Origin of the sequence: Aquaticitalea lipolytica, from assembly GCF_014641635.1 — a bacterium.
Lineage (GTDB): Bacteria > Bacteroidota > Bacteroidia > Flavobacteriales > Flavobacteriaceae > Aquaticitalea > Aquaticitalea lipolytica.
Window position 1 is genome coordinate 911,202 of sequence record NZ_BMIC01000001.1, and the last position, 25,551, is coordinate 936,752.

The window sequence follows — 25,551 nt, forward strand, 5'->3', positions numbered from 1 at the left end:
ATCATTTGTTTTGTGCGAAGATAAAAAAGAAACCCGAAAAGTAATTAAACTTTTCGGGTTAGAAAGTGTGAAACACTAAACTAAAATTTGCTATTAATCTACGTTATCATGTAAAAACGAATTATTGCTTCGTAATTGAATATCGTCGTTGTCGTCAGTGCCAACAGACATTCTAGAAGCATTCGTCTCAGAAGAGTGTTGTGTGTCTTCCAAGTTCACACCTTGTCTTTTATAAGCTGGTTCTTTTTCAATTTCATCTATTTTAGCATTGTTGAATTTGTAATTGAAATCTTTCATCTTACGTCTTCTTTCATCTGCTCTTTCTTTTAACATATCTGAAATTGGACTGTTCATAGGGTCTATTTCAGCTTTTTCAGTAGATATAGCTTCATCAGAAGCAACTACTTTCTTTTCAAAAACAATTTCTTCATCAATTTCTATTACTTTCTTTTTTGTAGTATTCATTGATGATTCAAATGACATAAAATCATCTAAAGCATATCTTTTTTCACCTTCTTCATTTGCTTCAGTTACAGGAATAATTTCAACATAATCGTTTACTTTTAAATCTTTCACTTCATCTTCTAACTCAAATAACACTCTATTTTCATCATTACTTACTGCCTCTTTTTGAGCATCAGACAAAGGCAAATCAAAGGTTAATGTGATTTGTTCTTCTTCCTCAATAATTTCTTCAACCTCGTCTTTAAATGGTTGAATTGGTGTAATAACAAAATCGTCTTCTTCAATAGTGTCTAAAACCTCATCATAAACAACATTCAAATTTTTAATAAACTCGGTTGTTGGTATTAAATCCATTTTTGTGTCAATTACGACTTCATCTTCAAAAAGTGTATGCTTTACTATAGTTTCCTTTTCTTCTTCTTTTTCAAGAATGATATCTGGAGTAATAATTGCTGGTTCACGCTCTTTAACATGTACGTCGTTATTTTGATCATCTTCTAATGCATGAATTACTTTTTTAACTTCTGTGTTAGATATTTCGTCTTGTTGTTCTACATCAAACCCAGTAGCAATAATTGTAACAGAAATTGATTCTTGTAAAGATTCGTCTTCACCAACTCCCATAATAATATTTGCTCCATGACCAGCTTCGTTTTGAATATGGTCATTAATTTCTCCAATTTCGTCAATAGTAATTTCTTGAGACCCAGAAACGATAAGCAACAATACGTTTTTGGCTCCAGTAATTTTATTGTCATTTAACAATGGCGAATCGAGGGCTTTCATAATTGCTTCATGAGCACGTGTTTTTCCAGATGCCGTTGCAGAACCCATTATTGCTGTTCCACTATTGCTTAACACAGTTTTTGCATCACGTAAATCGATGTTTTGTGTATAGTGATGTGTAATAACTTCAGCAATACCTCTAGAGGCAGTAGCTAAAACTTCATCAGCTTTAGAAAATCCTGCTTTAAAACCAAGATTACCATATACTTCTCGAAGCTTATTATTATTAATAACTATTAATGAATCTACGTGAGCGCGTAGTGTTTCTATACCTTTTTGTGCTTGTTCGTTACGTGTTTTACCTTCAAATTGAAAAGGCATAGTAACGATTCCGACAGTAAGAATATCTAATTCTTTTGCCATTTTAGCAATGATAGGAGCAGCTCCAGTACCTGTTCCTCCACCCATTCCAGCAGTTATAAATACCATTTTTGTATTGGTATCTAACATTCTGTGGATATCTTCCAAACTCTCAACAGCAGCTTGCTCTCCAACATCTGGATTAGCACCTGCTCCTAGACCTTCGGTTAAGTTCACACCAAGTTGAATTTTGTTTGGGACTCCACTGTTTTGCAGTGCTTGAGCATCTGTATTACAGATTACAAAATCAACTCCTTTAATACCTTGTTGAAACATGTGGTTAATAGCATTGCTTCCACCTCCACCAACACCTATCACTTTAATGACATTGGATTGATTTTTTGGCAAATCGAATGCGATGTTTCCAAATTCATTTTTGTTGCTCATATACTTGGGTTTTTTCTGGATTTATAATTAATATCTAATATTTTTACTCTGCGTTATCTAAAAAATCTTTAACACGTTCTGTTAGTTTATCTAAAAACGATTTACGCTCTTTTTTTGGTTGCACTATCTCTTCTTCTTCAATAATTGCTTCTTCATTAGATTCAGCTTCTGCCTCTTCTAAGGCTTCTATTTCAATTCGTTTGCGTTCTTGGCGTTTTAATCCGTCCATTACTAAACCAACTGCTGTTGCAAATAATGGGCTTGCAACTTCTTCATCACTATCTCCAGCTAAGTGCTCATTAGGAAACCCTATTCTGGTATCCATTCCTGTTATGTACTCTACTAATTGCTTTAAGTGTTTTAATTGTGCTCCTCCACCTGTTAAAACTATTCCTGCAATAAGTTTCTTTTTTTGTTCTTCGTGTCCATAGTTTTTAATCTCTACATACACTTGCTCAATAATTTCAACTACTCGAGCATGAATAATTTTAGAAAGATTTTTAAGAGTAATTTCCTTTGGCTCTCTTCCTCGTAATCCTGGAATTGATACAATCTCATTGTCTTTATTTTCTCCTGGCCATGCTGAACCAAACTTAATTTTTAATAATTCAGCTTGTTTTTCAATTATTGAACAACCTTCTTTAATGTCTTCAGTAATTACATTGCCACCAAAAGGAATAACAGCTGTATGACGAATAATTCCGTCTTTAAAGACAGCTAAATCTGTAGTTCCACCACCTATGTCGATTAATGCAACTCCAGCTTCTTTTTCTTCTTGACTTAAAACCGCATTTGCAGATGCCAATGGCTCTAGTGTAATCCCTTCAAGTTCTAATCCTGAACTTTTAACACAACGTCCTATATTTCTTATTGAAGACACTTGCCCAACTACAACATGAAAGTTTGCTTCCAAACGTCCACCATACATCCCAATAGGTTCTTTAATTTCTGCCTGACCATCAACTTTATATTCTTGTGGTAATACATGAATAATTTCTTCACCTGGCAACATTACCAATTTATGAACCTGATTGATTAGTCTATCAATATCATCTTCATCAATAACCAATTCAGAATTTGCTCTAGTTATATAATCACTATGCTGTAAACTTCTAATGTGTTGTCCAGCAATACCAACAGTTACGTCTTTTATTTTTAATCCGCTTTCAGCTTCAGCCTCTTGTACAGCTTGCTGAATAGATTGAATAGTTTGTGTAATATTATTAACAACTCCTCTGTGCACACCTAAACTTTTGGATTTTCCGATACCCAAAATTTCGGCTTTGCCATATTCGTTTTTACGACCTATCATAGCCACAATTTTTGTGGTTCCGATATCTAATCCTACTGAAATTTTATTGTTTTCCATCGTTTACTTTTTGGTGCAAATGACTTGTTTATCAAACCTTAAGTTCACTACACTATAACTATTAAGCGTATTATCTCTCATTGCCTTTTGGTAAAAAGCTTTGAGATTATTTATTTTTTTATCTAATTGCTTTATAGACCCTAATTGAACTTTAAAATCGTTCTTTCTAAATCTTAAATCGATACTTCTATTTTCGTTTTGATGAATTTCTACAACATGGTTTTTTAAAAACTCATCACTTTGAATTTTTTTTGCAACAACAGTCACATTATATAATTCTTTTTTGTTTACAAATCCAGTCACTAAAGGCACTCTTGCACTGTAATTTGTTGATAAAGGCATGTCTTTCCCTTCGTCATCAACGTAATAGGACGCATTTGTACTTATTCTTGCTATAGGTTTTTTCTGAATGATTTCGGCTGTTAATGTTCCATCAACATTGATGAACACTTGCGCTTCCTTAATCATTGGGTTAGAATTTAGGGTATTTTCCAACTCGTTCAAATCTATAATTTCTTTAGGCTTATTCGTAACACTCTGTTGATTTTGTATTAACAATTTACTAACAGTTTCATTTGTTACGAATAAATTTTCTTCACCAATAAATTCAATGTTTGGCGCACTCACTTTTCTTGCAGAGTTTCTAAATGAAGAAAATGCAAAAAGGAATATTACCAAAATTAGCAATACACTGATTTTTATGTAATTATAATTAACTCGCAACGCTTAGAGCTTGTTTTATATGTTTAACTTCTTCACCTATATCGCCTGCTCCAATAGTTAAAATAACTTGGGCATTTGACTGCTTTATACTTGAAATTAATTCTGATTTTTGAATTAACTTCTTGTTATTATTTTTAATTTTTGTCAATAACCATTCTGAATTAATTCCGCTAATTGGCAACTCTCTTGCTGGATAAATATCTAGCAATAAAATGTCGTCAAATTGCGAGAGGCTTTTCGCAAAATCGTCTGCAAAATCTCTTGTTCTGCTAAATAAATGCGGTTGAAAAATAGCTAACACTTTTTTGTTAGGATACATTTCTCGTACAGCTTGATGTACTGCATTTATTTCTTCAGGATGATGTGCATAATCATCAATAAAAACTAAATCTTCTGTTTTTATTTGATATGTAAATCTTCTTTTAACCCCTTTATAAGATGCTAATGCCGTGGCGAGCTGTTGCTGAGGGATGCCGTATTCTACAGACATCGCCAAGGCTATTAATGCATTCGACAAGTTATGTCTACCAGGTAGGTTAAATTTGAAGTTGTGTAGCGTTTGAGTTGGTGTTTTTACATCAAACTCATAACTGCCATTAATAATTTTTATATTTTGAACAGAATAATCAGAATCATCTTCTATTCCGTATGTAATTCCTTTTATAGGTAATCCGCTCTTAACGAATAGTTTACCATTAGGCTTTATTTTTTTTGAAAACTCTACAAAGGATTTTTTAAGCTCATCTGCTTCACCATAAATATCGAGATGATCTGCATCCATTGATGTAATACAAGCCATGTCTGGCGATAAAGTTAAAAACGAACGATCAAATTCATCAGCTTCAACTACAGTAACTTTAGTTCCGTTTAGGATAAAATTAGAATTATAGTTTTCACTTATTCCGCCTAAAAAAGCTGTGACTTCAACATTACTTTGGTATAACAAATGCCCAAGAATACTTGTTGTTGTTGTTTTACCATGAGTGCCTGCAACTGCTAGACAAAATGTATTTTTTGTGATTTCGCCCAGAACTGTTGATCGTTTTAAAACTTCATAATTATTATTCTTAAAGAAGTTTAATTCTTTATGATCTTTTGGCACAGCTGGAGTATAAATTACTAAAGTTGTTTCAGCATTTAAAAATGGTGCAGTAATATTATTTACTGAATCTTCAAAATGAACTTTCACACCTAAATCAACTAACGCCTCTGTTATATCTGTTTTAGTTTTGTCATAACCAGCAACAATTTTTCCATTAGCAACAAAATAACGAGCAAGAGCACTCATTCCGATACCTCCAATTCCTATAAAATAGACGTTATGTATGTTGTTTATATTCATTTACTTTTTAATAGTTTTTCAACTTCATCTGCTATGTCTTTTGTTGCATTTACTAAAGCTAATTTTTTTATGTTATTGCTTAATTCTTTTTGTTTTTCTACAGATGACACTAGCTGAGAAAACCTGTTTTCAAAATCTATATCTAAATCTTCTTCTTTAATTAGCAATGCTGCATCATTGTTTACAATAGCCATTGCATTTTTAGTTTGATGGTCTTCCGCCACATTTGGAGAAGGAATAAAAACAACAGGTTTACCAACTACACACAGTTCGGAAACAGAACTTGCTCCTGCTCTCGAGATAATAAAATCGGATGCTGCGTAAGCAAAATCCATATTATTTAAAAACGCATGAACCTGTACGTCGTCATTGTTATTGTATTTTTTATACATATCGTAATACAACTTCCCACATTGCCATATAACTTGTACATTTTGTGTTTGCAAAAACTCCAACTCTTTTTCTATAAGCTCATTTATTCTTCTAGCTCCTAAACTTCCTCCTAAAACTAACAGTGTATGCTTACCATGTTTTTGCTTAAAAAAGTCTTTAGCTTCAATTGTTTTATTGTCAATTTTTAATAAATCTTGACGTATTGGGTTTCCAGTTTTAATAAGTTTATCTTTTGGGAAAAAGCGCTCTAAACCGTCATAAGCAACACATATTTTATCAACTTTTTTAGCTAACAATTTATTTGTAATACCAGGATAAGAATTCTGTTCTTGGATTAAACTTGGAACTCCGTTAGCAGTAGCCATTTTTAATAATGGACCACTAGCAAAACCACCAGTACCAATTGCTACATTTGGCTTAAATGATTTTATAATTTTTCTTGCTCTCAACAAACTTATTATCAACTTAAATGGAAATACTAAATTCTTCAAACTAAGTTTTCGTTGTATGCCAGAAATCCAAAGTCCTTCAATTTTATAACCTGCTTGTGGTACTTTTTCCATCTCCATTCTATCCATTGCACCAACAAATAAAAACTCAGCATCAGGAAAACGAGATTTTAACTCATTTGCAATAGCAATTGCAGGATAGATATGTCCACCTGTTCCGCCACCTGATAATATGATTTTATACTTGCTCATTAAATTGCTTCACTTAAAATTTCGAGTGGGTTTTCTTCACTAGCTTCTTTTTCTTTTATTTCTTCTCTTTTAGCACTTACACTTAAAATGATTCCAAAAGCAAGACATGTCATCCAAATTGATGTTCCACCACTACTAATTAATGGTAATGTTTGACCAGTAACAGGAAATAATTCTACTGCAACAGCCATATTTATAAATGCTTGAAATACTATTGGAAGCCCAACTCCTAATACTAAAAGTTTGCCAAAAATAGTATCTGCTTTTTGCGAAATAATTACTATTCTAAATAACAACCAGCAATACATTACAACTAAAAACAAACCTCCAATTAAACCATATTCTTCAACGATTATGGCAAATATGAAATCTGACGACGATTGAGGTAAAAAGTTCTTTTGTACACTTTTGCCTGGTCCAACGCCTTGTATTCCTCCAGAAGCAATAGCAATCTTAGCTTTTTCAATTTGGTAATCAGCTTCAGTATCTTCACCACCTTGCATGAAATTTTCGATTCTATTTTCCCAAGTATTTATCCTATTTTCCATTAGGTCAGGAAACGCTTTTGCAACCAACACGAATAATCCTAAAGCGACTATTCCTGTACCAATGATTACTGCAATATATTTTGTTGGATAACCTCCAATAAAAGCTAATATCAGTACCATTGTAAACATGATAGCTGTTGTAGAAAAATTAGCTGGAAGAATTAATATTAATACTAAAAAAACTGGTAACCATAATGGCAAAATTGACTCTTTAAAAGTAATATCCTTGTCTTGTATTTTAGATAAATACCTCGCTACATATACCATTAACACAACTGCAGCCAGAGTTGATGTTTGAAAAGACATTCCAACTATTGGAATTTGTATCCATCGGCTTGCATTTGCGCCTTCAATAGTAGTACCTTGAAGCATAGTTACCACAAGTAATACCAAAACAATTGGTAACATTACCATAGATAAGCCTCTAAAATATCTGTATGGAATTATATGAACACCATACATTATTACAAACCCTAAAAAGAGATGCATAAAATGTTTAATAAAAAATGCAAAGGTGCTTCCTGAAGTTACAGAATATGCTAAATTACTAGCAGCACTGTACACAGGAAGGAATGAGAAAATTGCCAATAGTGTAACTATCGCCCAAATTAATCGATCCCCTTTTATGTTTTTTAAAACATTATCCATTTTCCCCTTTTTTATTCTGTGGTACCAAACACAGAAACACTAACCTTTTAAATTCTGTTTTAACAGAATGATTTAATTATAAATTTCTAACCGCATCTTTAAATTGGCGACCTCTATCTTCATAATTTTCAAACAAATCGAAACTTGCACATGCTGGAGACAACAATACAGAATCACCAGATTCAGCAAGTTTGTAAGCAATTTTTACTGCTTCATTCATTGATTGTGTTTCAATAATAACATCAACCATATTGCTAAATGTGCTCATTAATTTTTCGTTATCAACACCTAGACAAACAATAGCTTTTACTTTTTCGTTTACAAAAGGAAAAAGTTCTTCATAATTGTTGCCTTTATCAACTCCTCCAACTATCCAAACCGTTGGTGTATCCATACTTTCTAATGCATAATATGTTGCATTAACATTAGTTGCTTTTGAGTCGTTTATATATTGCACCTTATTAATTTTTAGTACATGCTCTAAACGATGCTCAACACCTTGAAAGTTTTCTAAACTTTCTCTTATTGTCTGTTTTCTAATTTTTAACAAATGCGCCACAGTCGACGCTGCCATTGCATTCTTAATATTGTGTTTTCCTTCTAAAGCTAAATTTGCTGTTGGCATAATTATCTGGTTGTTATCTATTGTTATTTTTATATTCTCTTTGTCTAAATACGCTCCATTTTCAATGACTCTTGTTAATGAAAATGGCAATAATGTGGATTGAATTTTGTTTAGCATTAACCACTCATTAATAACCTCATCATCTGCATCGTAGATTAAATAATCTTCTTTGGTTTGATTCAAGGCTATTCGAAATTTAGAATTGATATAATTTTCAAACTTGTAATCATATCTATCTAAATGGTCTGGTGTGATGTTTAACAGTACAGCTATATGTGGTTTAAAATCTACAATATCATCTAACTGAAAACTGCTAATTTCTAACACATAGTTTGGATAATTTTTTTCTAAAATCTGATTTGCAAAACTTTCACCAATATTTCCTGACAAACCAACTTCTAATTCTTGTTTTAGAATATGGTGCGTTAATGTTGCTGTTGTTGTTTTACCATTACTTCCTGTTATACCTACAATAGTTGCATTGGTATATTTTGAAGCAAACTCAATTTCAGAAATCACCAAAATTCCTTTATCACGTATTTGTTTTACCAAAGGTGCTTTGTCAGGAATTCCTGGACTTTTCATCACAATGTCAGCATTCAGTATTTTCGATTCTGTATGCTGCTCATCTTCAAATTCAATCTCATTATTTATAAGAACGTTTTTATATTTTTCTTTAATTGTTCCTTTATCTGAAACAAAAACTTCATACCCTTTTGCTTTACCCAAAAGCGCTGTACCTAAACCACTTTCTCCTCCTCCTAGAATCACTAATCGTTTCATTCTACCTAATTTTCAGTGTCACTATAGATACAATTGCGAGTAGGATTCCTATAATCCAAAATCGTGTTACAATTTTACTTTCGTGGTAACCTGATTTTTGAAAATGATGATGCAAAGGCGACATCTTGAAAATGCGTCGTCCTTCACCATATTTTTTCTTTGTGTATTTAAACCAACTTACTTGCATGACTACAGATAAGTTTTCGGCTAGGAAAATTCCGCACAATACAGGAATTAACCATTCTTTACGAACTGCAATTGCTATAACTGCTATAATTCCACCAATTGTAAGACTTCCTGTATCTCCCATAAACACTTGAGCTGGATAAGTATTATACCATAAGAACCCAATGAGTGCTCCCACAAATGCTGCGATATAAATAGTAATCTCTTCTACTCTTGGGATGTACATTATATTGAGGTAGTCTGAGAAAATGATGTTACCAGAAACCCAAGCAAAAATCCCTAAAGTGAGGACAATAATTGCTGATGTGCCTGCTGCCAAGCCATCAATTCCGTCCGTAAGATTTGCACCATTAGATACTGCTGTGATAATAAAGATGCTTACAAGTATGAAAACAATCCAAGAATATTTTTCTAACTCTGGGTTAATCCAAGTAATAACATCTGCATAATCGAATTCGTTTTCTTTTACAAATGGAATTGTTGTTTTTGTTGATTTTTCTTCAGGCTTAAATTGTTTGGTAATTGGAGCATTAGACATCACTAAAACCTGCTGTTGCTTTTGTGGCAATTCTTCTTTTATAGTTACATCTTTATGAAAAAACAATGTTGCGCCTACAATTATTCCTAATCCTACTTGACCTAAAACTTTAAACCTTCCTTTTAGTCCTTCTTTGTCTTTTTTAAATTTTTTGATATAATCATCAATAAACCCTATGGTTCCCATCCAAAGCGTGGTAATTATTAAAAGAATAACATATATGTTATCTAACTTTGAAAGTAATACTACAGGAATAAGTGTTGCTAGAATTATTATAATTCCACCCATTGTTGGTGTGCCAGCTTTTTCCACTTGACCTTCTAATCCTAAATCTCTAATAGTTTCACCTACTTGTTGTCTTTGTAAAAATTTAATAATGCGCTTACCATAAATAGTTGAAATAAGCAACGACAGAATTATAGCCATTGCAGCTCTGAAGGTGATGAACCCAAAAAGAGATGCTCCAGGAATCTGAAAGTGCTTTTCTAAATATTCAAATAGGTAATACAGCATATTATAATTTCATTTTTAAGACCTTTCGACTACGCTCAAGGTGACATTTAGATAATTATTTTTGTAATTGTTTTAAAAGTTCTTGTACTATTTTATAATCATCGAAATCAAATCGTTCACCTTTTATTTCTTGATAAGTTTCGTGACCTTTTCCTGCAATTAGTATAATATCATTAGGTTGCGCTAATTGACAAGCTGTTTTTATGGCTTGTCTTCTATCTACAATTGAAACAATTTTTTTGAAATTTTGAGGTTCAACACCTTTTTCTATCTCTTCAATAATTGTTTCTGGTACTTCGCTACGTGGATTATCACTTGTGAAAATGACTTTAGTACTCAAAGCCGAAGCTATATGTCCCATTTTCGGACGCTTTGTTTTATCTCTATCTCCACCACAACCAACTACTGTAATTAGCTCTTCATTTTTAGTACGAATACTATTAATTGTCTCTAACACATTTTGCAATGCATCTGGAGTGTGTGCATAATCAACTATAGCAGTGATTTTTTCATCAGAAATTAAATACTGAAAACGCCCACTAACACTTTCTAACTCACTTATAAGACGAAGATTTTCAACTTTTTCAAGTCCTAATAATTCAGCAGTAGCATAAATTGCCAATATATTATAAGCATTAAAATTGCCTATTAATCGTGTCCAAACTTCACTTTCATTAACTTTAAGAAGTAAACCTCCGAGTTGGTTCTCTAAAATTTGTGCTTTATAGTCTGCATAGGTTTTTAATGCATAAGTAATTTTTCTAGCTTTTGTGTTTTGAAGCATTACTAACCCATTCTTGTCATCAATATTTACTAATGCAAAGGCATCTTTAGGTAAATTATCGAAGAATGATTTTTTTACATCTCTATATTCTGCAAATGTGTCGTGATAATCTAAATGATCATGCGACAGATTTGTGAAAATACCGCCTTCAAATTTTAACCCTTCTGTTCTGTTTTGATGTATTCCATGTGAGCTTACTTCCATAAAACAAAACTCAACACCTTCATCATTCATCAAACTTAAAAACTTATTAATAGTTAATGAATCTGGTGTAGTATGTGTAGCTTTATACTCTTTGTCATCAACCATTATTTTTACAGTAGAAAGTAACCCAACTTTATAGCCTGCTTTTTTGAATAATTGATATAACAAAGTGGCAACTGTAGTTTTTCCGTTTGTACCAGTTACACCAACGAGTTTCAAATTTTCTGAAGGATTCTCATAATAATTTGAAGCCATAAATGCTAGTGCCTGACTTGCACTTTCTACTTGTATATAAGTAATTCCGTCTTGAAGATTTATTGGTAACTCTTCACAAATTATAGCTACAGCACCATTATTAATTGCAACATCAATAAACTTATGACCATCAGCAACACTACCTTTAATAGCCACAAAAACGTCGTTTTTTGATATTTTTCTAGAATCGAAATCAACAGCATTCACCTTTACACTTGTACTACCTACAACTGCATTAATGGTTACCTTATATAATATGTCTTTTAACTCTGTCATTAAATTTCTAAAAAGACTGTTTGATTTCGCTTTACTTTTATTCCTTTTTCAATTGATTGTGATTTTACAATTCCTACACCACCGATTTTAACTTTTAGTCCCATATTTTCAAGCAATGCTAAAGCATCCATTGTTGGCATTCCTGTAACATCGGGCATTATGGTTTTATAAGTTTGGGCTACATCATAGTAGGTCTGAAAATCATTATCTACAATTGTATTTTTAAACTGAAGTGACTTAACTTCGTCTGTAATTGGTGTATCTGTAAATATTTTTTGAGCAATTTTTTTGAATACAGGACCTGAAACATCAGCGCCATAATACCCTACACTTTTATCTGGCTCATGTATTACCACAATGCAAGAATATTTTGGGTTTTCAGCAGGAAAAAAACCTGCAAAAGATGAGATATAACTCAGTTTATCTTTTTGAGCATAATCCTTTTGACAAGTACCTGTTTTACCAGCCATAGAAAAATTTGGCGAATACAACTTATGCCCAGTGCCATGTGGTTTTTCAACAACTTCTTTTAGCAATTGTTTTACCTTAAGAATTGTTTCTTTAGAACAGATTTGCGGATTAATGACTTCTTTTTTGAAAGGCACAATTGTTTTATCAAACTCTCTAACCTCTCTTAAAAATTGAGGTTTCACCATTTCACCATCATTTGCAATAGCATTATAAAAAGTTAATGTTTGAAGTGGTGTAAACGAAACTCCATAACCATAGGCCATCCACTGCAAAGCAATACCACTCCATCTGCCATTTTTAATTCTAGGATCTGGAATTATTGGTTTAGGCTCACCAATTAATGGCAAGTCTAAATCGTTATTAAGATTCATTGAATATAATCGTTCAACAAACTTACTTGGTTGATTTTTATATGCTTTATCTATTGCTGCTACAATGCCTGTGTTTGAAGACACCTCAAAAGCTTTAGCGATAGATATTTTTCCATATCCACCATGTTTTGAATCTCTTACTGGCTTTCCATAAAAAGTTAAGACCCCATTTTTAGTATCAACAACATCACTTGTATCAATAACTTTATCTTCTAAAGCAGCAGTTAAAGCCATTAATTTAAAAGTAGAACCTGGCTCATGAGATTCGCCAATTGCATAATTTAACCTTTCATAATAATAACCATCACTATTACGCCCTAGGTTTGAAATAGCTCTAATTTCGCCAGTTTTGGTCTCCATTACAATAACACATCCATGATCTGCTTTATATTTTTCAAGCTGTTCTAAAAGTGCATGATGTGCTATATCTTGAATATTTACATCTATAGTTGTGTACACATCATAACCATCTTTAGGCTCTACTTCATTGAAGTCTGTTATTGGCTTCCATTGTCCATGACCTATTTTTTGTTTCCAACGATGACCATCGGTTCCTCTTAAATATTTTACCCCAAAAGCACCATCAATCCCTGCTCTAGTTACATTATTATCTTCATCAATACGCTCATAGCCTATAGTACGTTGTGCAATTCCACCCATTGGATGTTCTCTCTTAGTGGTTTGCTCAACAATTAATCCGCCTTTAAAAGCTCCAAGATTTAATAATGGAAAATTTCTTAAACGCGTATAGTCTGTATAATTTATATTTCTTGCAATTAGGTAATACCTGTTTTTATTAGCTCTTGCTTTTCTAATATCTTTTTGATAATAGCTAGACGATTTACCTGTATATTTTGATAGAGAGTCACATAACGGTGTTATATATTTTTCAAATATTTTATTTGTTGGCGTAATTGCATCGAGCCTTATATCATATTTAGGTATTGAAGTTGCTAACAAACTTCCATCTGAAGCATAAACATTACCTCTGTTAGCAGGAATTATAACATTTTTAATAGTACGTTGCTCTGCTAAATCTCTATATTTTTCTCCTTGAACAAATTGAATATTAAATAACTTAAAAGCAATAGCTATTGCGAAAACAAACATAATGCTTGCAACAAAATACAATCGGTTTAATATGCGTTTCTCTGTAACTGCCACTTAGCTTATTCTTGAGTTTTTACTTTTATTTTTTTTGGTGGAATCACTGAAGGCGCTATTCCTTTTTTTGCCATTTTTTCAACAAGAGCCGACTCCATTTTTAGCCTCATTAATTTTGAACGTCCATCAACAAATGCCGAACGCCATTCTTTTACTTCATTATTTAATTGTGCAATTTCATGCACTTTTTTGTCTGCACTATGCGAACTAGCAATCATAATAATCGCTAAAACAGAAATGAATATGATGATTCTCCAATTTTTAAAAGAATCATCACTAACCAAAAATTTACCTTTTAATATGCTGTAAATACTTTGTTTCATATTTTTTCTGCAACTCTTAACTTTGCACTTCTAGCTCTATTGTTTTCTTTTATTTCTGTTTTTGATGGCACTATTAAACCTCCAACTTTTCTTAAAGGCACTTCAAAATTTCCATATACATCCCGAACAGGTTCTCCTTCAAATAATCCGTTTCTTATAAAGCGCTTTACCAACCTGTCTTCTAAAGAGTGGTAAGAAATAAAACTTAAGCGCCCACCTACTTTTAAAACTTCAGGCATTTGACTTAATAATTCTTTTAAAGCTTCAATTTCCTGATTCACTTCAATTCTTATAGCTTGATAAATCTGTGCTAATACTTTATGCTCGTTTTTATGTTTTACAAATTTTTTTAAAACTTCTTTAAGGTGTTCGCTCGATTTAATTTCTCCTTGAACTCGTTCTTCAATAATCACTCTTGCCATTGCAGGAGCTTGTCTTAATTCGCCATATTGCAATAACACATTCTTTAATTGCTCTTCTTCATATTTATTAATTACATGAAAAGCCGACAATTGACTGTCTTGATTCATTCGCATATCTAAATCAGCTTCAAAGCGAGTAGAAAATCCTCGTTCGGCAACATCAAACTGATGAGAAGAAACTCCAAAGTCTGCAAGAACTCCATCAACTTCTTTAACTCCATAAAACCTTAAGAATCGTTTAATGAATCTAAAATTTTCGTTAATCAGTGTAAAGCGATTATCATCAATAGTATTTAAAAGAGCGTCTTTATCTTGATCAAAAGCATACAGCTTCCCTTTTGGCCCTAATCGTTTTAAAATCTCACGACTATGTCCTCCACCTCCAAAGGTGACATCTACATAAACACCATCTGGCTTAACATCTAAACCATCTACTGTCTCTTTAAGTAAAACTGCATTATGATAGTCCATTGTTATCATCATCTTGTCCCATTACATCTTCTGCTAAATCAGCAAAATCTACTGTTGCATCATCAATTGCTTGTTCATATTTCTGCTTATCCCAAATCTCAATAATGTTTATTGCTGAAGACACAACAATATCTTTAGTAATATCTGAGAATAACATTAAATCTTTCGGGATTAATAAACGTCCTGCACTATCAACCTCAACCATTTTAACTCCAGCTGTAAAACGACGAATAAAATCGTTGTTCTTTTTTTTGAAGCGATTAAGCTTATTCATTTTTTGCATTAATGCTTCCCATTCAGTCATTGGATACAATTCTAGGCACTGCTGAAAAACAGCACGCTTTAAAACAAAACCATTTTGAAGCATAGGAGATAACTGCTTCTTTATCGAAGCAGGTAGCATCAGCCTTCCTTTGGCATCAACTTTACACTCGTATGTTCCAATTAATGAGTTCAAACTGATTGGTTTATGTTTCTAACGACTAGAATTCAAATATATTGAAAATATTACCACATTTTACCACATTTTACCACTTTTGTTAATAAATTTTAAAAAATGAGCGTGTTTTTATATTTTTAGGGCACCACAAAAAGCTACAACACTCTAAATATCAATATGTTAAAAAGTGGTAAAAAACTTATCAATTGCTTGTCGAAAACTATTATTTGATTAATCTTTGGAAGTCTTGTGAAAAAGAAATAAAATTTGAATGATTTGACTATATTTGTTTTTTAAGTAAATGACTAACCAATTACATGAAACACCTCTTAAAAAAAGAAAAAAATTACAGTTATATTGAAGTTGGAGAAGGCAAACCAATTATTGTTCTTCACGGATTAATGGGTGGATTAAGTAATTTTGATGCTGTTTTACATTATTTTGGTAACAAGGGTTATAAAGTTATAATACCTGAATTACCAATATATTCTATGTCTTTACTTAAAACCAATGTTAAAAGCTTTGCTAAATATCTTCATGATTTTATTGCTTTTAAAGGTCTAGATGATGTTATTTTATTAGGCAACTCGCTTGGAGGTCATATTGGATTATATCATACAAAATTATATCCAGAAAAAGTAAAAGCTCTTGTTATAACTGGTAGCTCTGGCTTATACGAAAGTGCTATGGGTGGAGGCTACACCAAGCGTGGTGATTATGAAGTTATAAAGAAAAAAGCTCAAGAAGTTTTTTACGATCCTGCAATTGCAACAAAAGAGATTGTTGATGAAGTTTATGAGACTGTAAACGACCGAAATAAGCTTATAAAAACACTTGCCATTGCTAAAAGTGCAATACGCCATAATATGGCTAAAGATTTACCAAAAATGTCACTTCCTGTTTGCATTATTTGGGGTAAAAATGATAATGTGACTCCACCAGAAGTTGCTGAAGAATTTAATCAATTACTTCCTGATTCAGATTTGTTTTGGATAGATAAATGCGGACATGCTGCAATGATGGAGCATCCTGATGAATTCAATAGTATTCTTGATAAATGGTTGACTGACCGAAAACTATAAATTATGCTTATTAAAACTGCTGAATTTGTGATGAGCAATTCTGAAGTGGCTAAATGCCCTAAAGATGTGCTCCCAGAATATGCATTTATTGGTCGAAGTAATGTCGGAAAATCTTCGTTAATTAATATGCTAACTAACCATAAAAATTTAGCAAAAACCTCTGGACGTCCTGGAAAAACACAGTTAATCAATCATTTTTTGATTAATAAAAATTGGTTTTTGGTAGATTTACCTGGATATGGTTATGCAAAAGTCTCAAAGACTGCAAAAAAGAAATTTCAAAAGTTTATTACAGATTATTTTGAAAAGCGACAACAATTGGTTGCTGCTTTCGTATTAGTAGATATTCGACATGAGCCGCAAAAAATAGATTTAGAGTTTATGGAATGGATGGGAGTAAATGCGATTCCATTTTCAATTATATTTACAAAAGCCGACAAACTAAAACCAAAAGCTATTGAGCGAAATGTAGAGGCTTATACTCAAGAGTTACTAAAAACTTGGGAAGAAACACCTACATATTTTATAACCTCGTCAACATCTTCGGTTGGCAGAGATGAAGTACTTCAAAATATAGATATTACAAATCAGGAAATTAATAAACTAAGACAGAATTAGTTTTTTACATCTAAAGCATCACGCAAAGCATTACCAATTAACATAAAAGCCATAACTAAAAGCATAATACACAAACCAGGTATTAATGCTAGATAAGGCTTACCTAAAATAATGTAATTATAATGATCTTTTATCATTGCTCCCCAACTTGCCATTGGTGGTTGTGCTCCAATACCCAGAAAACTCAATCCGCTTTCTATAAGTATAGCTCCTGCAAAATTAGCTGCAGAAATGACTATTACTGGAGCCATAATATTTGGCAATATATGCCTTGTTATTATACGATAATCATTAAACCCTAATGCTCTTGCAGCTGTAACATATTGCATTTCTTTTACGCTAATAACCTGTCCTCGCACAACTCTAGCCACTTCAACCCACATTGTTAATCCAACTGCTATAAAAACCTGCCAAAACCCTTTGCCTAAAGCTAATGTAATTGCAATTACAAGCAGTAGTGTTGGTATGGACCAAGTCACATTAATAATCCACATAATTATCGCATCTACTTTGCCTCCAAAATAACCAGCAATGCTTCCCATAAAAATGCCAATAATTAAAGAAATAAAAACAGCTATAAAACCTATAAAAAAAGATATTCTAGAGCCAATTAATATTCTACTTAAGTAATCTCTCCCATACTTATCTGTTCCAAATTGAAATGTTTTTAGGGTTATAAATTGCTTATAATCTTGATTTGGAAAAGAATTTAATGATATCTGTTTTGTTACACCTTCCAATCCATCTGATGCGTATTCGGTATAAACTAACTCATTATTTTCAATTTTATAATTTGTAATAGGTATTTCAGTATCAGTGTTTTTGACTCCATAAAACACTTTTGAAAAAAATGACTGCTCATTTTTAATTTGTGAAGGGATTGTTAGCATTTGAACATTAAATCCAGGCTTTTTTGAATGGATTGTTAAATGCATTTGATTTGCATTTTGAGAATTATCTGGAGCTAAAACATAAGCAAAAATCGAAATAACACCAACAAATACAATAAACCAAAAACTTAAAACGCCCCAAATGTTCTTCTTGAACTTTTGGAGCGCTAATTGAGATAATGAGTTATTGTCTTTACTCATTTATACTATTGTTTTGCATTTGTAGCAACTTTAGTTTTAACTGGATAAGCCATTTTTAAATCGTTTAAAACATTTAACGCTTCTTCGATATATACATCTTGGCTTAAACTTTCATGCCAGCGTTCACGCTTTTGTTTTAAAACGCTATCAATTTCCATTTGCTTATTCTCATAAGGCAATGATTTAAAAGTTAGATTTGTTTTATAATCTGAAAGTTTATCAAATCGTTTTGCCTCTTCTTCGTTTAGCTTTAAAGTAGCTTTATAATCGTCATAATTAAGAGAATAAATTTCTCTGTCTCTAATTTTTTTAACCCATTGAGCGTTCTGGTCAATTAATTTTAATTGCTCATTATTTGCCATTCGCTCTTTACTTTTCTCTATAGTACTATTATAATCAAAGTAATTTTCCCATAAGGTATAATCTGCTGGCTCAATTTTATCCCATGCAAGTGGGTTTTCCTGGTCTTTCTCTCCAACATTAATATAACTATAACGATCTGGTACTACAACATCGCTTTTTACACCTTCTAATTGCGTTGAGCCACCATTAATTCTATAGAATTTTTGAGTTGTAAACTTCAATGCTCCCATATCACCATTAGTATTATTACGTACCATTCTGTTTAAATCTAATACATTCTGAACAGTTCCTTTACCATAGGTTTGTTTACTACCAATTACTATTGCTCGTTTATAGTCTTGCATTGCAGCTGCTAAAATTTCAGACGCAGATGCTGAAAGCTCATTCACTAAAATAACTAATGGACCATCCCAAACTATAGAACGATCTTTGTCATTTAATACTTCTTTTGGCTCACCTGCAGTTTTTACTTGTACTATAGGACCTTCTTTAATAAATAAGCCTGCCATATCAACAACAGTTTGTAGAGATCCTCCTCCATTGTTTCTTAAATCTAAAACTAATCCTTCAATACCTTCTGCTTTTAATCTTTCAATTTCTAGTTTTATATCTGACGCTGCATTACGCTTGTTATAATCTTCAAAATCTACATAGAATTTTGGAAGGTTTATAACACCAAATGTTTTTCCGTCCTTAATCACTGTTGAAGACTTAGCATAAGTTTCTTCTAACTCAACAACATCTCGTGTAATTCTTAAATCTTCAATAGTTCCATTCACTTTTTTTAATGTTAAAATAACATCAGTTCCTTTTGGTCCTTTTATTAATTTAACAGCATCATCTAAGCGCATACCTACAACATTTACTGCTGGCTCGTCACTATCTTGTTTTACTTTAAGTATTTGATCACCAACTTCTAACTTGTTTTGTCTCCATGCTGGTCCTCCACTAATAATTTCGTTAATAGTGATGACATCCATTTTTTTCTGTAAACGCGCTCCTATACCTTCAAAATTACCAGACATAGCTACATCAAAACGGTCTTTTTCTTCAGGTGCAAAATAAAATGTATGCGGATCGAACTCTTCTACAATAGCATTAATATAAACTGAGAACCAATCTTGGCGTTGTCTGTCATCAATAAAATCGTAAAGCTCATCAAGAGATTTTAAAGTAGTTTCTCTAGCTTCTTTTTCTATTTCTAAAAGTGATTTAGGTTTTTCAGAATTATTTTTTACTGCATTTTCTTGTTGAGAGATTAAATCATCATAATTAGCAATTGTTGAAAACTTAAGTTGTTGTCTCCAACGATTTTTCATTTCTTTTTTGCTATTTACATAAGGTAAATCTTTATAATCTGTCGAAAAATCTTCTTTAATATTAAAATTAAAAGGTTCAGACAACACTTCCTTATAAACCTGCTTAGATTCTTCTAAACGCTGTAATAATCTCTCGTGAGTGAGATTAAAAAACGATAAATCATAAGCTTTTATTTGATCGTCTAACTTGTCTTTATATACAGCAAATTCTTTAATATCAGACGCATAGAAATAGCGTTTAAATGGGTCTAGTTGCTCTAAATAATCGTCAAAAACTTGCTCAGAAAAACTATCGTTTAAATCTTTAGGGCTAAAATGACCTTGATCGAGCACGTATGTAATTAATTGTACAAGTAATTTATCTTTGTCTGGATCACTAAATTTTTTTGTTGTAAAACTGCAAGAAGCAAAAGCTAATAACAGTACTAGTAACAACAATTTATAATTCCTTTTCATAATGTTCATCATATTAATTTTAGGACTATGAAATCAATTTATATTAAACTACACTTTATATTACTTATTGTAAGTGTGGTTGATAAGATAATAAAATTTCACGCATATTTTTCACTAAAGTAAAAGAAAAAATCATGCCAATAAAACCAATCTCTACTAATTTTTTGTTAAACCTTATTTATAGGGCATTTCAATGGTAAATTATGTATTTTAGTAGCCTTAATTTAAGATAGATTTATGTCAAAAAAACCACTTATTTTAGTTATAAATGATGATGGAATAACAGCTCCAGGAATTAGAGCTCTTATTGAAGTAATGAACGAAATAGGCGATGTAGTTGTTGTTGCACCTGATAGTCCTCAAAGCGGAATGGGTCATGCCATCACAATTAATTCTACTTTATTTGTAGAAAAAGTAGTTATAGATAAAGGGAATCAAACCGAATATAGCTGTTCTGGAACTCCAGCTGATTGCGTAAAACTTGCAGTAAAACAAATTTTAGACAGACGACCAGACTTATGTGTTTCTGGTATTAACCATGGCTCAAACTCATCAATTAATGTAATATATTCTGGCACAATGAGTGCTGCTTTAGAGGCTGGCATTGAAGGCATACCTGCAATTGGATTTTCGTTACTTGATTATAATTGGAATGCGAATTTTGAACACGCAAAGCCTTTTGTAAAAACTATTGTTAAAAATGCACTTAAAAATGGGATACCAAATGGAGTTGTTTTAAATGTTAATATTCCTAATCTTGCTAAAAAAGACATTAAAGGCATTAAGGTTTGCAGGCAAGCTAAAGCTAATTGGGAAGAGGAATTTGATAAACGAAAAAATCCGCAAGGACGAGAATATTATTGGCTAACTGGTAAATTTGTAAATTTAGATAATGGTGAAGACACTGACGAATGGGCTTTAAAAAATAATTATATTTCTGTTGTACCTGTTCAATTTGATTTAACTGCTCATCATGCAATTCAAAATTTAAACACTTGGGAATTAAATGATTAAAAAAGAAGTATTTATTGGTTTTATTATAGGTATTCTCTCGACGGTAATTGGTGTTATTATAACTACTATCATTTTTAGTTTCTTTCAAAAGCTATCGTTTACCTCAACTTTCGATATTATAAAAGAACAAAATCGTCTTTGGGCTTTATTAGCTTTAGGAGCAATACCTAGTCAAATTGCTTTTTTTGTTTTACTTAACAAGAAAAAAGACTATAGAGCAAGAGGCATTGTATTATCAACCTTTTTAGTTGCATTTATTGTATATTACTTATATTTTTCATAACACATGAAATACTACATTATCGCTGGCGAAGCCTCAGGAGACTTACATGGTTCCAATTTAATGAAAGCATTACAAAAACAAGACGTTAATGCTCAATTTAGATTTTGGGGAGGCGATTTAATGCAGTCTGTTAGTGGCACTTTAGTTAAACATTACAAAGAACGCCAGTTTATGGGTTTTGCTGAAGTAATTTTTAACCTAAGAAAAATTTTAGGGCTTATAAAATATTGTAAAAACGATATTAAGAATTTTCAACCAGATGTAATTATTTTTATTGATAATTCAGGATTTAATCTTCGTATTGCAAAATGGGCTAAAGAACAAAATTTTAAAACACATTATTATATTTCCCCACAAGTTTGGGCATCAAGAGCTAGTAGAGTTGAAAAAATAAAACGCGATATTGATGCTATGTATGTTATACTCCCTTTTGAGAAAGAATTCTATGACAAACATGACTATGAAGTAAATTTTGTTGGACATCCTTTAATTGATGCTATTGCAGACAGGACTCAAATAAATGAATATGAGTTTAGAGCAAAACATGCCTTATCTGACAAACCTATTATTGCTTTACTTCCAGGAAGCAGAAAACAAGAAATTACCAAGATGCTGGGTGTAATGTTAAGTTTAGTAAATGATTTTAAAGATTATCAATTTGTGATTGCTGGTGCGCCAAGTCAAGACAGAGCATTTTATGATACATTTATAAAAAAAGCCAATGTTTCATTTATTAATAATGAAACCTACAACTTATTAAGTGTTTCAACTGCTGCATTAGTAACTTCTGGAACAGCAACATTAGAAACAGCATTATTTAAAGTACCTCAAGTTGTTTGTTATAAAGCTAATTCTATTTCGTATCAAATTGCTAAACGTATTATAACATTAAAATTTATTTCTTTAGTAAATTTAATAATGGATAAGGAAGTGGTTACCGAATTAATACAAAATGATTTTAACCCAAAACGACTTAAAAAAGAACTTAATAATATTTTAAACAAAAGTAAAAGAGAAGATATATTTATGAATTATTTTGAATTAGAGAAAAAACTTGGTGGAAAAGGCGCTAGTGAAAAAACTGCTAGTCTGATTTTTAATGCTATAAAAAATAACAATTCATGAAAAAATTACTAATACTAATATGCTTATCTGTTTGCTTTTATAATTGTAAATCTTCTAAGAATACTAAAGCTCCAACCAATGTAAATACAAGGCCAAACAAAACAACATTGCCTGAAGACAACTCAGTAAAACTTAATACAACAGATTTTCCAGATGTTTCCAATACTAATTCGAATAAAACAGAAACAGTTTTAGCTTTTAATATTATAGATTATGCCAAACAATTTAGTGGTGTGAGGTATAAATATGGTGGCACAACAAAAAGCGGAATGGATTGTTCTGGTTTAGTTTTTGAATCATTTAAAGCCTACGATATTTTATTGCCTAGAAGCTCCAGAGATATGGCAACAAAAGGTGTTAAAATAAAAATTGAAGATGTAAAAGAAGGTGATTTACTATTTTTTCACACTAACCCTAAAAAGAGAAACACAATATCGCATGTTGGTTTGGTTGTAACCTCACGAACTGGATTAGTAGAGTTCATCCATTCTACAACCCAAGCAGGAGTTATTGTGTCGTCTTTAGCAGAGCGTTATTGGTTTACTTCGTTTGTTGAAGCCCGAAGGATTTTATAACATATAAAAATTGAAAAACGATAAATAGAAATTGATGAAATTGCTAAACTTTCCCATTATCAAATTAACCTTGTTTTTGATAATTGGTATTCTCATAGCAACTTTTTTTACACTCCCTTTTTACCTAATTTTATTTTTAAGTATTGTTTTATTAGCATTCCTTTTAGTCACTTTAATTCTGGCTAAAAAACAGATTCACAAAACCATTTGGTTTGGCTTGTTAGCTTACTTTACAACTGTTTGTATTGGTGTTTTAATAGTGCAACTGCACAATCAGAAACAGTTTAATTCTCATTATACTCATAGTTTTTCGTCTAAAAACAATTCAACTCATCAAATTACTTTTAAGGTTAAAAATATTTTAAAACCTACATTATACCATGACAAGTATATTGTTGATATTTTAAAAATTGACAACCAAACAGTAACAGGAAAATTGTTGTTTAATATTGATAAAGATTCTTTAGAAAACAAAATAAATGTAGATGATGTGTTGTTCGTTTCAACTTCATTGAAAGAAATAAATCGACCACTAAATCCTTATCAATTTAATTATAGTGCATATCTCAAAAAGCAATATGTTTACTATCAAATTTCGACTGATTATCAATCCGTTTTTAAAATAAGTTCAGATCCCAATACTATTTCTAGATTAGCAAATAAAATTCATACAAAGATTAGTAATTCACTAGAGGCTTATCATTTTAAACCTGATGAATTGGCTATAATTAATGCATTACTTTTAGGTCAGCGACATGATATAAGTTCCGAAGTTTATGACAACTATGCTAGCGCTGGAGCAATTCATATTTTAGCTGTTTCTGGTCTTCATGTTGGAATTATCTTTCTGATACTAAACTTTTGCCTCAAACCAATAGAGCGTTTAAAAAATGGCAAGTACATTAAAATTACAATTGTTGTGCTTTTACTTTGGTGCTTTGCAGTAATTGCAGGACTAAGACCTTCAGTAACTCGAGCAGTAACTATGTTTACTGTTATAGCTATTGCTATGAATTTAAAACGGCCTTCAAACATCTATAATACTTTAGCTATTTCGATGTTCTTTTTATTACTCTTTAAACCCTTACTCCTATTTGATGTAGGATTTCAAATGAGTTATATTGCTGTTTTGGCAATTGTGAGTATACAGCCATTGATTATAAAAGTATGGACTCCAAAGTATAAACTTGTTAATTATTTTTGGAATATTTTTACTGTCACAATCGCTGCTCAAATTGGTGTTTTACCAATTAGCCTTTATTACTTTCATCAATTTCCTGGGTTGTTTTTTGTATCCAACTTAGTTATTCTTCCTTTTTTAGGACTTATTTTAGGGCTTGGTTTTATTGTAATTATTTTAGCATCACTAAAAATACTTCCTCAATTTGTTGCAGATATTTATGGAGGTTTAATTAGTTTAATGAACCACTTTATCGAATGGGTTTCTCAACAAGAGAGTTTCTTGTTTAAAGATATTTCCTTTGGAATTGGTTTTGTTATTGCAACGTACTTAATAATCATTTCTGTTACTAAATATTTTAAAAAGCCAAATTACTTAAGATTATCTTTTGTACTAATTTCTGTAATTGTTCTTCAATCCGTTTTTATATTCAATAAGCTTGATACTAAAAATAATGAGCTTGTAATTTTTCATAAGAGCAGGCATACTATAATTGGTTTAAAAGAAAATAATAACTTAACTATTGCACACACTATAGATAGCTCTTCAGTTTTTAACGAAAATAGTTTACAAAGCTACTCAGTTGGAAACTATATTAAGAAAATTAATCAAACCGATTTAAAGTCAGTATATACCTTTGCTAATAAAAAACTACTTGTTATAGACAGCTTAGGTGTTTACAATGTAAAATCTTTTCATGTAGACTACATTCTATTAAGAAACTCTCCAAAAGTAAATTTAAAAAGGCTAACCGATTCACTAAAACCTGAACTCATAATTGCAGATGGAAGTAATTATAAATCGTATACTAAACAGTGGGAAGAAACTTGTAAAAAACTAAAAATCCCTTTCTATAAAACCAGTGAAAAGGGAGCTTTTATAATAAGTAAATGATTTC

General features: G+C 31.6%; 22 protein-coding genes. 7 read left to right on the forward strand and 15 right to left on the reverse strand.

Annotated elements, in window-relative coordinates; genetic code table 11:
* Positions 1–93: 93 nt before the first annotated feature.
* From ftsZ to mraZ, 13 genes are all read right to left on the reverse strand, one after another.
* The gene (gene ftsZ / locus IEW41_RS04295; RefSeq protein WP_188605093.1) at positions 94–1,998 is read right to left on the reverse strand and encodes a cell division protein FtsZ; all 1,905 of its coding nucleotides are present in this window, start codon (positions 1,996–1,998) and stop codon (positions 94–96) included.
* Positions 1,999–2,041: 43 nt separating this feature from the next.
* Positions 2,042–3,367, reverse strand: coding sequence for a cell division protein FtsA (gene ftsA, locus IEW41_RS04300; RefSeq protein ID WP_188605094.1), 1,326 nt, complete (start codon positions 3,365–3,367; stop codon positions 2,042–2,044).
* Positions 3,368–3,370: 3 nt separating this feature from the next.
* On the reverse strand, positions 3,371–4,045 hold the full coding sequence (locus IEW41_RS04305) for a cell division protein FtsQ/DivIB (RefSeq protein WP_229660162.1): 675 nt from the start codon (positions 4,043–4,045) through the stop codon (positions 3,371–3,373).
* 34 nt (positions 4,046–4,079) lie between these two features.
* The gene (gene murC, locus IEW41_RS04310) at positions 4,080–5,432 is read right to left on the reverse strand and encodes a UDP-N-acetylmuramate--L-alanine ligase (protein ID WP_188605096.1); all 1,353 of its coding nucleotides are present in this window, start codon (positions 5,430–5,432) and stop codon (positions 4,080–4,082) included.
* Positions 5,429–6,526, reverse strand: a complete 1,098-nt coding sequence (murG, locus tag IEW41_RS04315; protein WP_188605097.1) for an undecaprenyldiphospho-muramoylpentapeptide beta-N-acetylglucosaminyltransferase — start codon at positions 6,524–6,526, stop codon at positions 5,429–5,431. Before murG ends, murC begins: the two co-directional genes overlap by 4 nt.
* The gene (locus tag IEW41_RS04320; RefSeq protein WP_188605098.1) at positions 6,526–7,722 is read right to left on the reverse strand and encodes an FtsW/RodA/SpoVE family cell cycle protein; all 1,197 of its coding nucleotides are present in this window, start codon (positions 7,720–7,722) and stop codon (positions 6,526–6,528) included. The genes murG and IEW41_RS04320 overlap by 1 nt, the downstream gene beginning before the upstream one ends.
* Before the next feature lie 76 nt (positions 7,723–7,798).
* Positions 7,799–9,130: a UDP-N-acetylmuramoyl-L-alanine--D-glutamate ligase gene (murD, locus tag IEW41_RS04325; protein WP_188605099.1), complete on the reverse strand. Its 1,332-nt coding sequence runs from the start codon at positions 9,128–9,130 to the stop codon at positions 7,799–7,801.
* A gap of 1 nt (position 9,131) precedes the next feature.
* Positions 9,132–10,367, reverse strand: coding sequence for a phospho-N-acetylmuramoyl-pentapeptide-transferase (mraY, locus tag IEW41_RS04330; RefSeq protein WP_188605100.1), 1,236 nt, complete (start codon positions 10,365–10,367; stop codon positions 9,132–9,134).
* A 55-nt stretch (positions 10,368–10,422) separates the two neighbouring features.
* On the reverse strand, positions 10,423–11,886 hold the full coding sequence (locus IEW41_RS04335; RefSeq protein ID WP_188605101.1) for a UDP-N-acetylmuramoyl-L-alanyl-D-glutamate--2,6-diaminopimelate ligase: 1,464 nt from the start codon (positions 11,884–11,886) through the stop codon (positions 10,423–10,425).
* Complete coding sequence (locus tag IEW41_RS04340) at positions 11,886–13,838, reverse strand: PASTA domain-containing penicillin-binding protein (RefSeq protein WP_188605592.1); 1,953 nt, start codon at positions 13,836–13,838, stop codon at positions 11,886–11,888. Before IEW41_RS04340 ends, IEW41_RS04335 begins: the two co-directional genes overlap by 1 nt.
* 59 nt (positions 13,839–13,897) lie before the next feature.
* Positions 13,898–14,215, reverse strand: coding sequence for an FtsL-like putative cell division protein (locus tag IEW41_RS04345; protein WP_188605102.1), 318 nt, complete (start codon positions 14,213–14,215; stop codon positions 13,898–13,900).
* The gene (gene rsmH / locus IEW41_RS04350) at positions 14,212–15,108 is read right to left on the reverse strand and encodes a 16S rRNA (cytosine(1402)-N(4))-methyltransferase RsmH (protein ID WP_188605103.1); all 897 of its coding nucleotides are present in this window, start codon (positions 15,106–15,108) and stop codon (positions 14,212–14,214) included. Before rsmH ends, IEW41_RS04345 begins: the two co-directional genes overlap by 4 nt.
* A complete protein-coding gene (mraZ, locus tag IEW41_RS04355; RefSeq protein WP_188605104.1) occupies positions 15,095–15,565 on the reverse strand; it encodes a division/cell wall cluster transcriptional repressor MraZ in 471 nt (156 codons plus the stop codon). Before mraZ ends, rsmH begins: the two co-directional genes overlap by 14 nt.
* 299 nt (positions 15,566–15,864) lie before the next feature.
* Here mraZ and IEW41_RS04360 point away from each other — a divergent pair, with 299 nt between their 5' ends.
* Positions 15,865–16,629, forward strand: a complete 765-nt coding sequence (locus tag IEW41_RS04360) for an alpha/beta fold hydrolase (RefSeq protein ID WP_188605105.1) — start codon at positions 15,865–15,867, stop codon at positions 16,627–16,629.
* A gap of 3 nt (positions 16,630–16,632) precedes the next feature.
* Entirely contained in the window at positions 16,633–17,247 is a 615-nt protein-coding gene (yihA, locus tag IEW41_RS04365; protein ID WP_188605106.1) for a ribosome biogenesis GTP-binding protein YihA/YsxC, read from the forward strand.
* Here the strand turns inward: yihA and IEW41_RS04370 are convergent.
* Both IEW41_RS04370 and IEW41_RS04375 read right to left on the reverse strand, forming a co-directional pair.
* On the reverse strand, positions 17,244–18,338 hold the full coding sequence (locus IEW41_RS04370; RefSeq protein WP_188605107.1) for an ABC transporter permease: 1,095 nt from the start codon (positions 18,336–18,338) through the stop codon (positions 17,244–17,246). The two genes, yihA and IEW41_RS04370, sit on opposite strands and share 4 nt — an antisense overlap.
* Positions 18,339–18,343: 5 nt before the next feature.
* On the reverse strand, positions 18,344–20,476 hold the full coding sequence (locus IEW41_RS04375) for a carboxy terminal-processing peptidase (RefSeq protein ID WP_188605108.1): 2,133 nt from the start codon (positions 20,474–20,476) through the stop codon (positions 18,344–18,346).
* 237 nt (positions 20,477–20,713) lie between these two features.
* Between IEW41_RS04375 and surE the strand changes: the two genes are divergently transcribed.
* From surE to IEW41_RS04400, 5 genes are read left to right on the forward strand one after another with little or no spacing between them, the layout of a single operon-like run.
* Positions 20,714–21,490 carry a 5'/3'-nucleotidase SurE gene (surE, locus tag IEW41_RS04380; RefSeq protein ID WP_188605109.1) on the forward strand — a complete coding sequence of 259 codons (777 nt, stop codon included), beginning with the start codon at positions 20,714–20,716 and terminating at the stop codon, positions 21,488–21,490.
* Positions 21,483–21,773: a hypothetical protein gene (locus IEW41_RS04385; RefSeq protein ID WP_188605110.1), complete on the forward strand. Its 291-nt coding sequence runs from the start codon at positions 21,483–21,485 to the stop codon at positions 21,771–21,773. Before surE ends, IEW41_RS04385 begins: the two co-directional genes overlap by 8 nt.
* Positions 21,774–21,776: 3 nt before the next feature.
* Positions 21,777–22,898 (forward strand): lipid-A-disaccharide synthase, encoded by a 1,122-nt coding sequence (gene lpxB / locus IEW41_RS04390; protein WP_188605111.1) that lies wholly within the window; start codon positions 21,777–21,779, stop codon positions 22,896–22,898.
* Positions 22,895–23,473 (forward strand): C40 family peptidase, encoded by a 579-nt coding sequence (locus IEW41_RS04395; protein WP_188605112.1) that lies wholly within the window; start codon positions 22,895–22,897, stop codon positions 23,471–23,473. Before lpxB ends, IEW41_RS04395 begins: the two co-directional genes overlap by 4 nt.
* A gap of 34 nt (positions 23,474–23,507) precedes the next feature.
* Complete coding sequence (locus IEW41_RS04400; protein ID WP_188605113.1) at positions 23,508–25,547, forward strand: ComEC/Rec2 family competence protein; 2,040 nt, start codon at positions 23,508–23,510, stop codon at positions 25,545–25,547.
* Positions 25,548–25,551 lie beyond the last annotated feature (4 nt).